The sequence below is a fragment of the Polaromonas aquatica genome (genome assembly GCF_042659145.1).
Lineage (GTDB): Bacteria > Pseudomonadota > Gammaproteobacteria > Burkholderiales > Burkholderiaceae_C > Polaromonas > Polaromonas aquatica.
On sequence record NZ_JBHSRS010000015.1, the window covers coordinates 127,701 to 141,163 of the forward strand.

General features: G+C 58.8%; 11 protein-coding genes. 4 read left to right on the forward strand and 7 right to left on the reverse strand.

The window, feature by feature from the left end; all coding sequences use genetic code 11:
* Positions 1 to 481: 481 nt before the first annotated feature.
* Positions 482 to 1,084, forward strand: a complete 603-nt coding sequence (locus ACFQND_RS06960; RefSeq protein WP_371436079.1) for a hypothetical protein — start codon at positions 482 to 484, stop codon at positions 1,082 to 1,084.
* Between the two features lie 205 nt (positions 1,085 to 1,289).
* Positions 1,290 to 2,039 carry an acetoacetyl-CoA reductase gene (phbB, locus tag ACFQND_RS06965; RefSeq protein WP_371436078.1) on the forward strand — a complete coding sequence of 250 codons (750 nt, stop codon included), beginning with the start codon at positions 1,290 to 1,292 and terminating at the stop codon, positions 2,037 to 2,039.
* Positions 2,040 to 2,196: 157 nt separating this feature from the next.
* On the opposite strand, the gene ACFQND_RS06970 is transcribed toward phbB, so the two are convergent.
* Positions 2,197 to 2,628: an Hsp20/alpha crystallin family protein gene (locus ACFQND_RS06970; RefSeq protein WP_371436077.1), complete on the reverse strand. Its 432-nt coding sequence runs from the start codon at positions 2,626 to 2,628 to the stop codon at positions 2,197 to 2,199.
* 47 nt (positions 2,629 to 2,675) lie between these two features.
* On the reverse strand, positions 2,676 to 3,329 hold the full coding sequence (locus tag ACFQND_RS06975) for a BON domain-containing protein (protein ID WP_371436076.1): 654 nt from the start codon (positions 3,327 to 3,329) through the stop codon (positions 2,676 to 2,678).
* Positions 3,330 to 3,598: 269 nt separating this feature from the next.
* Between ACFQND_RS06975 and ACFQND_RS06980 the strand changes: the two genes are divergently transcribed.
* The gene (locus ACFQND_RS06980) at positions 3,599 to 4,039 is read left to right on the forward strand and encodes a host attachment protein (protein ID WP_371436075.1); all 441 of its coding nucleotides are present in this window, start codon (positions 3,599 to 3,601) and stop codon (positions 4,037 to 4,039) included.
* 216 nt (positions 4,040 to 4,255) lie between these two features.
* Here ACFQND_RS06980 and ACFQND_RS06985 read toward each other — a convergent pair whose 3' ends face one another.
* The 5 genes from ACFQND_RS06985 to ACFQND_RS07005 form a co-directional block, all read right to left on the reverse strand.
* Positions 4,256 to 6,673 (reverse strand): adenosylcobalamin-dependent ribonucleoside-diphosphate reductase, encoded by a 2,418-nt coding sequence (locus tag ACFQND_RS06985; RefSeq protein ID WP_371436074.1) that lies wholly within the window; start codon positions 6,671 to 6,673, stop codon positions 4,256 to 4,258.
* Positions 6,674 to 6,965: 292 nt separating this feature from the next.
* On the reverse strand, positions 6,966 to 8,066 hold the full coding sequence (locus ACFQND_RS06990) for a universal stress protein (RefSeq protein ID WP_371436073.1): 1,101 nt from the start codon (positions 8,064 to 8,066) through the stop codon (positions 6,966 to 6,968).
* 251 nt (positions 8,067 to 8,317) lie between these two features.
* Positions 8,318 to 9,316: a zinc-dependent alcohol dehydrogenase family protein gene (locus ACFQND_RS06995; RefSeq protein ID WP_371436116.1), complete on the reverse strand. Its 999-nt coding sequence runs from the start codon at positions 9,314 to 9,316 to the stop codon at positions 8,318 to 8,320.
* Between the two features lie 239 nt (positions 9,317 to 9,555).
* Positions 9,556 to 10,023 carry a phasin family protein gene (locus tag ACFQND_RS07000; RefSeq protein ID WP_371436072.1) on the reverse strand — a complete coding sequence of 156 codons (468 nt, stop codon included), beginning with the start codon at positions 10,021 to 10,023 and terminating at the stop codon, positions 9,556 to 9,558.
* A 35-nt stretch (positions 10,024 to 10,058) separates the two neighbouring features.
* Positions 10,059 to 10,463: a TraR/DksA family transcriptional regulator gene (locus tag ACFQND_RS07005; protein WP_371436071.1), complete on the reverse strand. Its 405-nt coding sequence runs from the start codon at positions 10,461 to 10,463 to the stop codon at positions 10,059 to 10,061.
* A 156-nt stretch (positions 10,464 to 10,619) separates the two neighbouring features.
* On the opposite strand from ACFQND_RS07005, the gene ACFQND_RS07010 reads away from it, so the two are divergent.
* The gene (locus ACFQND_RS07010; RefSeq protein WP_371436070.1) at positions 10,620 to 13,301 is read left to right on the forward strand and encodes a bifunctional acetate--CoA ligase family protein/GNAT family N-acetyltransferase; all 2,682 of its coding nucleotides are present in this window, start codon (positions 10,620 to 10,622) and stop codon (positions 13,299 to 13,301) included.
* The last annotated feature ends 162 nt before the right edge of the window (positions 13,302 to 13,463 follow it).

Here is a 13,463-nt window from a genome sequence, read left to right on the forward strand (position 1 = left end):
CGACAATATACTGAAAAAGTATCCGTATTTGCAGATCTTTGGAGGTCATTTTCTGAATCCTTTTTCTTCGGATACCGCCAAGCTAACGTCTCCCGCAGCCAAGAGACAGCACCTCAACACTTCCTGGATGAAGGCAACCCTCATGTAATAGCTTACACCTGACCCACACTTTTGCGAAGAGGACCGCTTCCGCGGGAAACTGTGATCAAGCTCATCCGCACTCACACTTGGTCACAGTTGCGGGATTTATCCAGAGGGCGCAAGAAATGATCGCTCAGGTGAGATTGACGGGCAGGAGGCCTGGATGAGGACAACAGGATGACATGACTGGCGAGCCGGACCATCAATGCTTGAAGGGGTGATTTACTTCTCATTCGAGCGCTCGGCTTTTTTGAAGATGGTTTGCGCCAGGTCAATCCTGCTTATATCTTTGGAGTCATGCTGTGAACCTGTAAATCCATAAACAGGCGGAGTAGAAGCCATGAACATCAAATCCATCCTGATTCTTGCTGCGCTGGTGATCGGTGCTGCCAGCCACGCTGCGAACGAGCCCGCCGGTGCTCCTTCAACAGCCGCCGAAAAAGACGCGAAACAGCGGGATTCGGCCAACGTGACATCTGCACAGCGCGCATCGCAGAGCGCTCACCAAGCGGCCGTTGCAGCTGAAGCAGCTGCGCGCAAGGCGGAGCAATCTATTGGGGACTTTTCCCAAAGTGCCGCACAAACCATCAACAGGCTTGCACAAAAAACCGCCGAGATTGCGCGGCGTGCCCAGCAAAAAATCAGGGAGGCCACGCTGAAGTCCACCGGAGAAACCAGGGATGCCGCACTCAAGGCAGAGGACGCTGCGGAAAAAGCAGTGCTGGCGACCGAGGAGGCGGCAGGGAAGGCCGCTGATGCGGCGCGACAAGCGGCGACTGCAGCAAAGGAGGATGCTATCAAGGCCGCGCAAGCTACCCGAGAGGCGCTGCAGCGGGCGGGTGAGGCCACTCGGGCGGCAGCTCAGGCCACCAAAGAGTCCGCTGACAGGGCCATGGTCGCAGGCAGGAAACAAATGCAAAAGGGATCGGACGCCAAACAGTGACTTAAAACGGCAACAGCTAACTGAAAGCGGTGTCAGGAAATGCCTTGTGGATATGACGGCGATCAACCGCCACTTTTCTGTACAGCAGCGCCGTTCAGGGTGGCACAACTGGGGGGGCCTGTTAAGACAGATTGTGATCTGGTTGTGATGCGTACGCGCATCGGGCCATGATGCTGATGGTTCTCATTTTTCGAACAGGTGCTCCGTGACAACGACACAGCGCATTGCAGTGGTTACGGGCGGAACGGGCGGCTTGGGAGAGGCCGTGTGCAGACGGCTGGCCGACGACAGCTTTTCCGTTGTGGCCATGCATTCACCAGAAAACCTGCAGGTCGCTGCCTGGTTGGAGACGCAGCAGATACTAGGCTATCGCTTCACGGCGGTCGAGGTCGACGTTTCGCGTTTTGATGCCTGTGTCGCTGCAGTGGAATCCATCCACAAGCAGCATGGCCCCGTGTCGGTTCTGGTCAACAACGCAGGCATTACCCGCGATGCGGGTTTCCGGAAAATGACGCCGCAAGCGTGGGATAGCGTGCTGCGGACCAATCTCGACTCAATGTTCAATATGAGCAAACAGGTCATAGAGGACATGCTCTCTCTCGGATGGGGGCGCATTATCAACATATCGTCGGTCAATGGCCAGCGCGGCGCATTTGGCCAGGCCAATTACGCGGCATCGAAAGCAGGAATTCACGGTTTCACGAAATCGCTGGCTCTCGAATTCGCCAGCAAACACATCACGGTCAATACCATCTCTCCCGGCTATTTGCGTACGCGCATGGTCGAAAAGGTGCCACCCAATGTGTTACAGGAGCGAATTCTTCCTGAAATACCGGTAGGCCGACTCGGCGAGCCGGCGGAGGTCGCCGAGCTGGTCGCTTACCTTGCTTCGGAGCGTGCAGCTTTTGTCACGGGGGCCAACCTGGCGATCAATGGTGGTCAGCATATGTATTGACCTGATGCCGGCCATCCCTCATCCACATGAATGCCTGCTGTCGGCGTAGCTTTATTAAACGAATACGCATAGTTGTTTCGGCCAACGGGAATACAGGCTCTGTGGCTTGACCTCTGTCTGGTTGCCGCGTGATGGCGCAGCCAACACGCGGCAATGTTTACTGCACCGTCACTTTCTTCGAAGCGGATGTAGCTTTTTTCGGTAAGTCCAGGGTTAGCACGCCATCGGCATACCTGGCTTGCGCCTTGCTGTCGTCCACGTCCTGGGAAAGGCTGAAATTGCGTGAAACACTGCCGTAATAGCGCTCGCTACGTAGCATCTTTCCACCATCTCCTTTGGTTTCTTTTTCCTGCTTTATTTCCGCATCAATCTGCACAACATTGCCATCGATGCGAACATTGATATCCTCTTTTTTGACGCCAGGAAGATCTGCTTTGACCTGGTAGGCGTTGTCCTTCTCCGAAACGTCCAGACGCATCTGTAATGGTTGGACTCCCACGTCGAACTGGGTTGGGGAAAAGAATCTGTGCAGGGCTGATTCGAAGGATGCGGGAAAGCCGGGTTCAAGCACACGCAGATGGGTTGTCATGATGGTCCTCGTCATTTGGTTGGGTAATTTCAGAAAAAGCCAGTGCGTCAGGCGCTGACCTCCAGTTTGTCCACTACGCGGGAAACACCGCGCGCAGTGAATGCAGCACCGACGGCGGCATCATGTTCAGCCAGGGAATGCACCTTGCCGTTCAGTGTTACCACACCGCCGTCCACCTCGATGTCAATATGCTTGCCTTCACGCATGGCCTGTCGCGTCAGCGCCGCGGTGATATTGGCACCTATGTCCTTTGAACTCGCATGAGCCTTGATGGTGATCAGGTTAGTCAATCCCCGAACACCGACAAGCGGCCGGATGCAATGCTCGGCACTGGTGAACTGGTAGCTCCAGTCGACCTCGCCAGTCAAGGTTACCCAGCCATTCTCGACCTCTACCTTGACGCGCTCATCGGGCACCAATGAACTCCAGCGCAAAGCCGAGCTTGCAGCTTGTGCAATGTCGGAATCACTGCGTTTATGTTCAGCGGACAGTTTGACATCCAGTTCAAGGGCGATGCCGCGCACGCCGGCAACACGGCGCACAGCCCGTTCAACGGCGCGCTTTTCAGCGAAGGTGTCAAGGTGTCCGCTCAGGGTGACGATCCCGTTCTTGACCATGACACCAATACCGATGGGGTTGATAGACGGGTCCCACGCGAGTTCCGTAGTGACGTCTGCCTTTAGTTGAGAATCCGTTTTCATGAGTAGGCTCTCCTTGTGGAATATTGCATACCATTGCGGGACGCAATGGCCAACTCAACTTTATGCAAATGGCCGGTCATGTATTTGATATTGCGCAAACCAGTCGTGCAATGTGCTGCCCGCTGCGGGAAATTTGATGGGTCTGACGGACGGTGCTTGATGGCGTTTGCGATCCCTGGCTCGCATTTTTTTGCAGCCGGGTTTGACAATGATCAAGGCTGCCCGGCCGGGCCAAGCCGATCATTGTCTCCACTTCGAAAGGCATGAGCATGAAACCCGACTGGATACTGATCGCGAATGCAACCCATGCACGGCTACTGGAGCAAGAGAGGGGCAGCCCGATGGTGATACTCGAAAGCTTCGCGCACCCGAGTAGCAGGGAAAAAATCAGCGCCCTTGCCACTGATCGGGCTGGTCACGAAAGCACCGATCGCAGTTACGGCGGTGCAGTTTTCGAGCCACGCCACGATGCCAAGAGCAAGGAGCACACACTGTTTGCCCGGCAATTGGCAGATCAATTGGAGAAGGCTGCGACCCAGGGGAAATGCCGCTCGCTTGTCATATTTGCATCATCACCTTTCCTGGGCCAGCTCAAGGCCGAGTTGGGAGCGGTGACCAAGCGTCTTCTATCCACAACGCATGACCTGGACCTCACTAGTTTTGGCCTCAGCGAACTGGAGCTGCGCATAGGGCGCGTGCTCGCCCCCTGAGCGGCCCGCCATCGCCTACACATCGGGAAATATCCGGCGTCGACTTTGCCTGTTGCCTGCTCCCTGGCACAGGAAGTGGTGTGGGTATCTCCTTTACGCCCTCTTGAATACCAAATAGATCAGGCACCAGGCACGGCACAGCACGCAAGGTATGCCCAGCGGTGATATGGCGAAATCAAGCCATACCTGCGGGAAGAACCACCACGGAGAGCTCGCTCATCCGCAGAGCCCAAGGTGACCACACTGGGTGCAATAATCGCAGCCGTCCTTGCGGATCACGGCATGTGCACCACACTCACTGCATTTCTTTCCAGCCATCACCGGCGATGACAGGGCAGCCTCGACCAGAGGATCAACCACGGGTATCGATCCACCAGCGACCCGTGTGCCGGCGCGGCGAGCGATGATGTTCTGAACCGCGTAAGCAATGGCTGCCACTTCCGAGTCGTGCCATAGGGGAACGCGCGTGCCGTCGGCCTTTTCGTATGTTCCCAGGCGGACCGGGCCGCGGTCCCACGCCACCTTGCGCATGTCGCTGAGCGCACGTTCGAGAAAGCCGCCACGCGCCGCCAGCGAGAGCATGCGCATGCTGGCGGTAATCCATTGCTGCGATTCACCGCTCTGACCGACGGGCATGAAAAATTCGATGGCACGCTCAGCCATGCCTTCGCCCACGACGGCCGGTACGGGCAAGAAAGACACCACGATATACAGCGTCTTGCGCCCCTCCTGTGTCCAGTAATCGACCTTTTCAGCCACCGCCGCCAACGCGCCTTTGGGACGGCTCTCAATCACCGCCCGCATCGGGTCTGCCAACGGCATGGTGGTGGAGGCGGCGTGAGTTTCCAGCACTGAGCCGAGTATGGCATTCGGTCTGTAGGTGGCAAGGCCCTTGAGCTTTGCGAGCCAGGCCTGCTGATACAGGCCCTTGAAGTCCTCGTATGCATAGTCCGCCGGGACGTTAATAGTCTTGGAGATAGCCGTATCAACGAAGGGTTGCACCGCCTCCATCATGGCGATGTGGCTGGCTGCGGACATCTCCAGAGCTGAGACGAAGTAGGTGGGCAGTTGCTTTATATTGCCGCCGAGTTTGCGGAACAAGCGCCAGGCGTGATCTTCCACTGCGTAGTCGGTGGTGCCGCCGTCGGACTCGCGTTTCTTGCGCCGGTACACCCACGAGAATGGAGGCTCGATGCCGTTCGACGCATTGTCGGCAAACGCCAGGCTGACGGTGCCGGTCGGTGCAATCGACAACAGATGGCTGTTGCGGATGCCGTTCGCACGGATGAGCTGCTGCAGGGCTAGTGGCAAGCGACTGGCAAAGGTGCCGGCGGCAAGATAGCCTGTCGCATCGAACTTCGGAAACGCACCCTTTTCCTTTGCCAATTCCACCGATGCAGCATAGGCTGCATCGCGCATGCCTACGGCAATGCGCGCGGCCATCTCGCGGCCCTCCGGCAGGTCGTAGCGCAGGCAGAGCATGGCCAGTGCATTGCCCAGGCCGGTGAAACCGACTCCTATGCGGCGCTTGGCGGAGGCCTCGGCTTTCTGCTGCGGCAGCGGCCAGAAAGTGACATCCAGCACGTTGTCGAGCGCACGTACCTGGGTCGTCACCGACTTGGCGAAAGCCTCGAAATCGAAGTCCGGAGTACCACTGAAACCGAAGGGATGATGCACAAAATGCGTGAGGATGATGGGCCCCAGGTCGCAGCAGCCATAGGGCGGCAGCGGTTGCTCGCCGCAGGGATTGGTCGCCGCAATCTCCTCGCAGTAGCGCAGGTTGTTGTCCCGGTTGATATGGTCCAGAAACAGGATGCCGGGCTCGGAAAAATCATAGGCCGAGCGCATTACTGTGTCCCACAACGCGCGCGCCGCCACCGTCTGGTAAACCCACAGGCCGTCTGCACGCTGGAACGCGCCCTGCGAGATCAGTTGGGCGCCAGGTTTGGCCTTGTGCACCAGCTCCCAGGGATGTCCTTCGGCAAGCGCGTGCATGAAGGTGTCCGGCACGCCTACGGAGACATTGAAGTTGTTCCAACGACCCGGTGTACGCTTGGCTGTGATGAATTCGTGCACGTCGGGATGGTCGATGCGCAGCACACCCATCTGCGCGCCGCGCCGCGCACCAGCGCTTTCCACAGTGGCACACGACTGGTCGAACACATTGATATAACTGCACGGACCCGACGCCATCGACGCCGTGGTCTTGACCTCCGCACCGCGCGGTCGAATTCGCGAAAAATCGTAACCCACACCGCCACCGCGCCGCATGGTTTCGGCCGCCTCACGCAGCGCCTCGTAAATACCGGGAAAGCCTCCGTCGTCAGTGCCCTGGATGCAGTCACCCACCGGCTGGACAAAACAGTTGATAAGGGTTGCCTGTATGGAGGTTCCTGCAGCGCTCATGATGCGGCCAGCACCGATGGCGCCAACGCGCAGGTTTTCGAGAAACATCTCCTCGTGTTTTGCTCGTTCTGTCTCGGGCTCGACCGAGGCCAGGGCGCGCGCCACGCGCAGGTATACATCTTCCATGCCGGATTCGCCGGATTTGAGGTACTTCTCCTTCAGAACGTCCAGGCTGATGGGTTGGGTGACCGTCAGATCCTGAGACCGGCCAATACGATCACGTTTCATGTCCCGCGCTCCTTAGACAAGCTGTGCTGAACGGAATACCGCCCAGCAACCGATGCCCTGATTCTTGCACCGAACGAACCAGTTCGCCACTTGACGCCATCCACGGCCAGGTGGATGGTGCCTGGGTGAAATCAAGGCCATGAACAGACCTGGCGCCAGCCCCAAAGTCGACTCCGTCAGGCCAGTTGCTTGTGAATAGCTGCGTACTTCATGGACAGCCGCTCAACGACTCCGTAGCATTCCGGATCCCAGACCACTAATCGACAGGAGCGTTGTGCATAGGACCGCTGCATCACATTGGCGCGAAACCTACCGTCTGAGCGAACGTTACGAACTGGCCTTCTGGCAAATTAAGGGTTCGGGCAAGCATCACCGGATCCAGCGCACCACGAAAAACACAGGCAAGGCCTTCCGAGGCGCAAAACAGATACACGTTTTGTCCTATGAATGCGGCGTCCACGCCAGCATAGATACGCTGATCCTGCATGGAAAGGTTTGTCATCCGCTCCCCATGGGCAACATAAACGAGGTTCACCGGCGCCAAGGCGACAAAGTCTTGCGTTCCCGTGCGATCGCGAAGGTCCTCGGTGCTGCATGGAAGCAGGCGATGCCGTGCCGGTTCATAGACCCATGTTCCTTCTGCCGTTGTTACATAGATTTCGATCACCTTCACGTGTCGCCAATACGGAGCAGTTCTATTATCACCAGGGCGGTTGATCCCGAACGCAGCCCATAGCAAATCAGACAATATTTGAGGCTGCAGCGGCCTGGACTGGAATGTGCGTACAGAGCGACGCAATTTCAGTGCGCTCAAAAGTGGCATGCCGCCTTCCATGCGCGGCTTGGGCAGGACTCGCGGTGCATCATCCGGAATTCTTGCCCTGATGCGCGCCGCTTCCAAGTGTTGTGCCATCGATTCAAAAGGTGAGTCGATGGCATACGGGGTACTCACCTGGGGCACCAGTAATACAGGAATGGTACAGGCGCGAGATACGCGTTCTGCATCGCTGCCAAGCATCAGCTTCTGCAAACCGCGACGGCCATGCGTTCCCATGATTACGGCATCGTAGCCTTTGGCTGCTTCTTCACAAATTGCGTCTGCCGCTCGTCGAACCCTGGTTTCGCACAGAATCACACGAGCTTCAATACCGGCACTCGCGGCGATGATCCTGGCTTCTTCCAGCACTTCGTTACCGTGGCGGCGCAGCCCCTCCATATGAGTGAGGTACAGCGAAGGCGATGCCATTTGCATTTCACCAATCGCGGCATATTCATTCAGGATATACAGCAACGTCAGTTTGGTGGCTTTTCGATCTGCCAGGCCAATGGCGACGTGCAACGCATTCTCAGCAGTTGAACTTCCGTCGAATGGAACGAGGATGTTGCTGAACATTCTTTGCCTTTCCTATCGTGCCAGAACCTGGATACGCATGACCGAGGATGGCATAGACCGCGGATCCACCTTTGATGAAAGTCAAGTGCGAACCGGCAATGTGAGCCTGATTGGAAAATTTCTTTCGTCGCAGAAGTGGTCAGGGCGGAATTGAGGGGGTGAGAGTGCTTTCTCCAGCCGTTTCATTGGGACTTTCGGGGGCCTTCCGGGCATGCCTTCAAGACATTCGCTCACTGAATTTTCAGATCAGCTCAAGGTACCAGCACGGCAGCACCTAGCAGTCGACCCGCCCGCAAATCGTCCAGCGCTTCATTGGCGTTCTCCAGCGGATAGGTTGTCGTTACAACGCGCAAAGGCACCTTCAATGCGAAGCGGAGAAACTCCGCCGCATCGGCACGTGTGAGGTTGGCTACTGATAGTAATTGCCGCTCCTCCCACAGCAGCCTGTATGCGAAAGACGGGATGTCGCTCATGTGGATCCCGCCGCAGACGACGCGGCCACCCTTGCGCACCGCGCGTAGCGCGAGGGGTACCAACTCGCCGACAGGCGCAAAGATAATGGCAGCATCCAGAAGTTCGGATGCCGTCTCATCCGATCCGCCGGCCCACACTGCGCCTAACGAGCGGGCAAACTTCTGTGCCTGTATATCGCCGGTGCGGGTGAACGCGTGGACGTTCCTACCCTGGTGTAGCGCAACCTGGGTAATCAGGTGCGCAGCCGCGCCAAAGCCGTAAATGCCGAGTTTCAGGGCGTCATCGCCGGCCATACGCAACGATCTCCAGCCGATCAGCCCGGCACACATCAATGGCGCAACGTGAACCGCATCTGTCAGCACTGTCAACGGCAGGCAGAAAGCGGCTTCAGCGACCACATGCGTGGCGAAACCGCCATCGCGTCCGTGGCCGGTGAACAATGGCTGGTCGCAAAGGTTTTCGCGGCCCAAGCGACAGAAGGCGCAATGTCCGCAGGTGTGCGCGAGCCAAGGCACTCCGACACGATCGCCAGGGACCAGCTCAGACACACCATCTCCGATGCACTCGACAATGCCGACGATCTCGTGGCCAGGTACCAGCGGCAGATGCAGCAACGGTAGCTCCCCGTCAACGACATGCAGGTCGGTACGACACACCGCACACGCTTCGACACGCAGACGCACTTCACCCGGCCCCGGCTCGGGAACCGGGCGCTTCTCCAGGCGTAGCGCCTCGCCAGGTTTGTGCAGAACCATCGCGCGCATCATGGGCTGAATTCCAGTTTGGGGTCGGTGCGATCAATCCCTGCGGCATTGCACCATATCGATTCGAACAACCTATGTCTGTGTGCCGATGCCGTTTTTTTTTGCCAAGGGCAGGGCGTCAGGCTCCACATACCCTGATCAAAAGTGCAAACTCCACGCTACTTGATACACCAAAGTGCTTCAGAGGTATCCACATTTATTCAGGTTGCACCGGATGGTTATGTGCACCCGAACTGAGGCCCGACTGGCGGTCAGTGCGTGTTTGCCTGGTTTGCTGTGCCGTTCAGCGAGTTATGCAAGATCGCTTGCCAGGCCTCGAATGCCGGCTTCAGGCCATTCTCGGGTGCTGTATGGAGCAGATGAGTGCCGCAAGTCGCCATATCGACTTGCGTCTTGATCATCGCAGCAGCCAACTGCTGCCAATATTGGGTCGCGCCTTGCAGGTCAAAGCGCATCAACTCCGACTGAATGGCCAGCCAATCGGATGGTTCGCTCTGACTGCGCAGCTTCTGCGCGACCGCCTCATGATGCACCGAAGCATGATGCGCGGCTTGCTGCTGGATTTTCCGCATGGCTTCGGAGCCGCGAAATACGGCGCAGGCGCTTTCAGTTGCCAGAATAAGCTGTTGGCGACCAAGGTCGGCCAGCAGGTTCCAGGGCGCCGATCTGGCGGTCATAGTCTCGGTGGACGGGGCGGCGTGGGAAGTTTTTGTACTCATGAGGGCTCCTTTCGGGGTGGTTGGCGGTGACGGGATCAATGTCGCAGGGCTGGTGATCGCGCCTGCTCGTGAATGGATTGGCATGCGGTGCAATAAGGTGTTTCCGGTAGTGCCGAGAGCCGCCGCAGGTCGATCGCTTCGCCGCAATCAAGGCAACGGCCATAGCTCGAAGCTTTGCCGCGGCTGCCGTCTTCAAGGCGGCGGCGGGCCGCGAGAACTTGCGCCAGATCTTGGGCGGCATGCTCCGCTTTGGCTTCGCTGATCGTGGACAGTGACTGTTCCGTGGCCATATCCTTGAAGTCCATGACATCATGCGGCGCAGCTCGTTCCCCCTGGTCAGCCAGACTCCCTCCAGCGCGCAGGATGGCGCGTAATTCCGCCTCGCGTTGAGCAAGAAGCTGGCTGAATCGGGGGGCCAGGCTACTGTTGTATGTGTCCACAGGAATTTCCTCATTGGTCGTACTGAATGGTCCTACTTAAAGGTCATTTTCTGGCGCGCAAGCGTTCGGTCCTTGATCTGGCGCAAGTGATGGCGTGATCATTGCGTTAACCTGAAGTTATCAGGCGGGATGACCCATCGGAGTTCAAGGATATTCATGAGCGTACGCAATCTCGAAGCCCTGCTCCAGCCCGCTTCGGTGGCTGTGATCGGAGCCTCCGACCGTGAAGGCAGCTTAGGGGCGGTTGTGCTGCGCAACCTCAAGCTTGGAGGGTTTCAGGGACCAGTCTGGCCGGTCAATGCCCGGCATGCGAGTGTCGGAGGTGAGCAGGCCTGGCCAGATATCGAATCGCTGCCGCAGGCGCCTGACCTGGCCGTGATTTGCACACCGGCAACCACTGTGCCGGGGTTGATTGCTGCCTTGGGGCGCAAGGGAACACGTGCCGCCATGGTGCTCACGGCAGGCCTGAAACAGCCAGCAGGCGACGATGGTCTTTCGCTGGAGCAGCGCATGCTGGACGCTGCGCGGCCCTACCTGCTGCGCATTCTGGGACCGAATTGCATAGGCGCGCTGGTCCCTGGCGCCCACCTCAATGCAAGCTTTGCGCCGGGTAATGCGGAACCGGGCCGGTTGGCCTTTGTGACCCAGTCGGGCGCGCTGGCGACTGCCATGCTGGACTGGGCTAACAGTCGGGGTATCGGTTTTTCACATTTTATCTCGCTGGGCGACAGCGCCGATGTAGATTTCGGCGACGTGATCGACTACCTGGCCAGCGAGCCGGGGACCCGGGCCATTTTGATGTATGCGGAATCGATCAAGGCGGCGCGAAAGTTCATGTCGGCCGCGCGGGCGGCCGCGCGCAACAAGCCCTTGATCATGGTCAAGGCTGGACGGGCGCCTGATGGCGCCAGGGCCGCCGCTTCGCACACCGGTGCCCTGGCTGGCTCTGACGAGGTATTTGACGCTGCCGTCATGCGGGCCGGCATGCTGCGGGTGGACACGCTGGAGTCGCTGTTCGATGCCGCCGAAACACTAGCCCATATACGCCCCTGGTGCGGTGAGCGGCTGGTGATCCTCACCAATGGCGGCGGCGCCGGCGTGCTGGCGGCCGATGCGCTGGAGCTGGGCGGGGGCAAGCTGGCCCGCCTGGGCGAAGAAACTCTGACAGCCCTAGATCAATGCCTGCCAGCCTCCTGGTCGCACGGCAATCCGGTCGACATCATCGGTGATGCACCCGTTACCCGCTATCAAGACGCATTGCGCGTGTTGCTGGCTGCACCCGATGTGGACGCGGTGTTATTCATGCATGCGCCTACAGCAATCGTTCCTGCAGCAGCGATTGCATCAAGTTGTTTGCCGCTGATCCAGCAGTCCGCCAAGCCGGTGCTGAGTTGCTGGCTGGGCGGCGCAGCCGTGGCGACGGCGCGCGCCGCCTGCGGTTCGGCGGGCATTGCCAGCTACAACACGCCGGAACGCGCGGCGACGGCATGGTTACAACTGCTCAACCACGCACGCAACCAGGAAGCCCTTCAGCAGATCCCGTCCGCTGCGCTGGACGGCCTCATGCCCGATCAACAATGCGTTCAGTTGCTTCTGGAGCAGGCGCTGCGTGACGGCCAGGAGTGGCTCAACGCGGCACAAGCACAAATGTTGTTGCAGGCTTGCGGTATCCCCATCGTCGAGACTGAGCAGATCCAGGGCATTGAAGAAGCAGTCATCGTCGCCGATCGCATGGGTTATCCCGTCGTACTGAAGATTGTTTCGCCCCAGGTCATCCACAAATCGGACGTCGGCGGCGTGGCGCTTGGTCTGGCGACTGCGGACGAACTCAGGGCGGCCGCCATGAAGATGCGCCAGCAGGTGGCGCGCTTGCTGCCGCTGGCCGTGGTGCTCGGCTTCACCGTCCAGCCCATGGTTCGGCGACCCGGAGCTCATGAATTGATTGTGGGTATCGCCACCGATGCCGTGTTCGGCCCGGTTGTCCTGCTGGGCGAGGGTGGAACCGCTGTCGAACTGAGCAAAGCGCACGCGGTGGCACTGCCGCCGCTCAATGGCAATCTGGCCCGTGACCTGATTGTCAAAAGCCAGCTTGCTCCCATGCTTGCTGGCTACCGCGGCCGCCCACCCTCCGATGAACACGCGTTGCTGGCCACACTGTTGAAAGTCTCACAAATGGCTTGCGACCTTGGCTGGCTGGCGGAACTTGACATCAACCCGCTGCTGGTTGATGAACTGGGGGTTCTCGCACTGGATACCCGGGTCAGGCTGCGGCCGGCGTCGGCAGGAGAGGGTAGCCAGCTTGCCATACGCCCGTATCCGTCGGCGCTGGAAGAGCGTCTCCAGTTGGCGGGGCGTGACCTGCTGCTGCGACCGATCCGTCCCGAAGATGGTCAGCGCCTGATGGGCTTCTATGCCAAGGCATCTCCCTCCGACATGCGCCTGCGCTTTTTCATGGCGCGGCGCGAGGTGCCGCATTCCGAGCTGGCGCGCTACAGCCAGATCGACTATGACCGCGAGATGACCTTCATCGCGCTGGCACCCGGGGAGTGTGAGAACCCAACCATGGTGGCAGAAGTACGGGCTGTGTGCGATCCCGACAATCTGCAGGCGGAATTTGCGATTCAGGTGGCGTCCGACTGGCAAGGCAAGGGGCTGGGCCGGCGCTTGCTGGACAAGTTGACCTGCTACCTGCGCGAGCGGGGCACAAGTGAAGTCGTGGGGCAATGCCTGCCAGAGAACATCGGTATGGCATCGCTTGCCAGGCAGGCCGGATTTTTAGTCTCAAACGGCCCCTCAGACGACACGGTGGAATTGCGACTGCGACTGCAACTGCACTGATGGCCGGTTTCCATACAAGAGACATTACGACGACTTTTTGCCCTCGGTGCCTGCGTTCTAGAAGATACCGTTGCATGCTGATGTGACGCTGCTGAATATGGATGGAAGCCTGTCTGTATGGGCGCGCGATTGGCTCAATCAATGGAAAACCAGGCCAGTCTA

Coding starts and splice junctions, on each gene's coding strand:
- ACFQND_RS06975 (WP_371436076.1), bottom strand. CDS start 3,329: ATGAAAACGGATTCTCAACTAAAGGCAGACGTCACTACGGAACTCGCG.
- ACFQND_RS06960 (WP_371436079.1), top strand. CDS start 482: ATGAACATCAAATCCATCCTGATTCTTGCTGCGCTGGTGATCGGTGCT.
- ACFQND_RS06990 (WP_371436073.1), bottom strand. CDS start 8,066: ATGTTCAGCAACATCCTCGTTCCATTCGACGGAAGTTCAACTGCTGAG.
- ACFQND_RS06980 (WP_371436075.1), top strand. CDS start 3,599: ATGAAACCCGACTGGATACTGATCGCGAATGCAACCCATGCACGGCTA.
- ACFQND_RS06970 (WP_371436077.1), bottom strand. CDS start 2,628: ATGACAACCCATCTGCGTGTGCTTGAACCCGGCTTTCCCGCATCCTTC.
- ACFQND_RS06985 (WP_371436074.1), bottom strand. CDS start 6,673: ATGAAACGTGATCGTATTGGCCGGTCTCAGGATCTGACGGTCACCCAA.
- ACFQND_RS07000 (WP_371436072.1), bottom strand. CDS start 10,023: ATGAGTACAAAAACTTCCCACGCCGCCCCGTCCACCGAGACTATGACC.
- ACFQND_RS07010 (WP_371436070.1), top strand. CDS start 10,620: ATGAGCGTACGCAATCTCGAAGCCCTGCTCCAGCCCGCTTCGGTGGCT.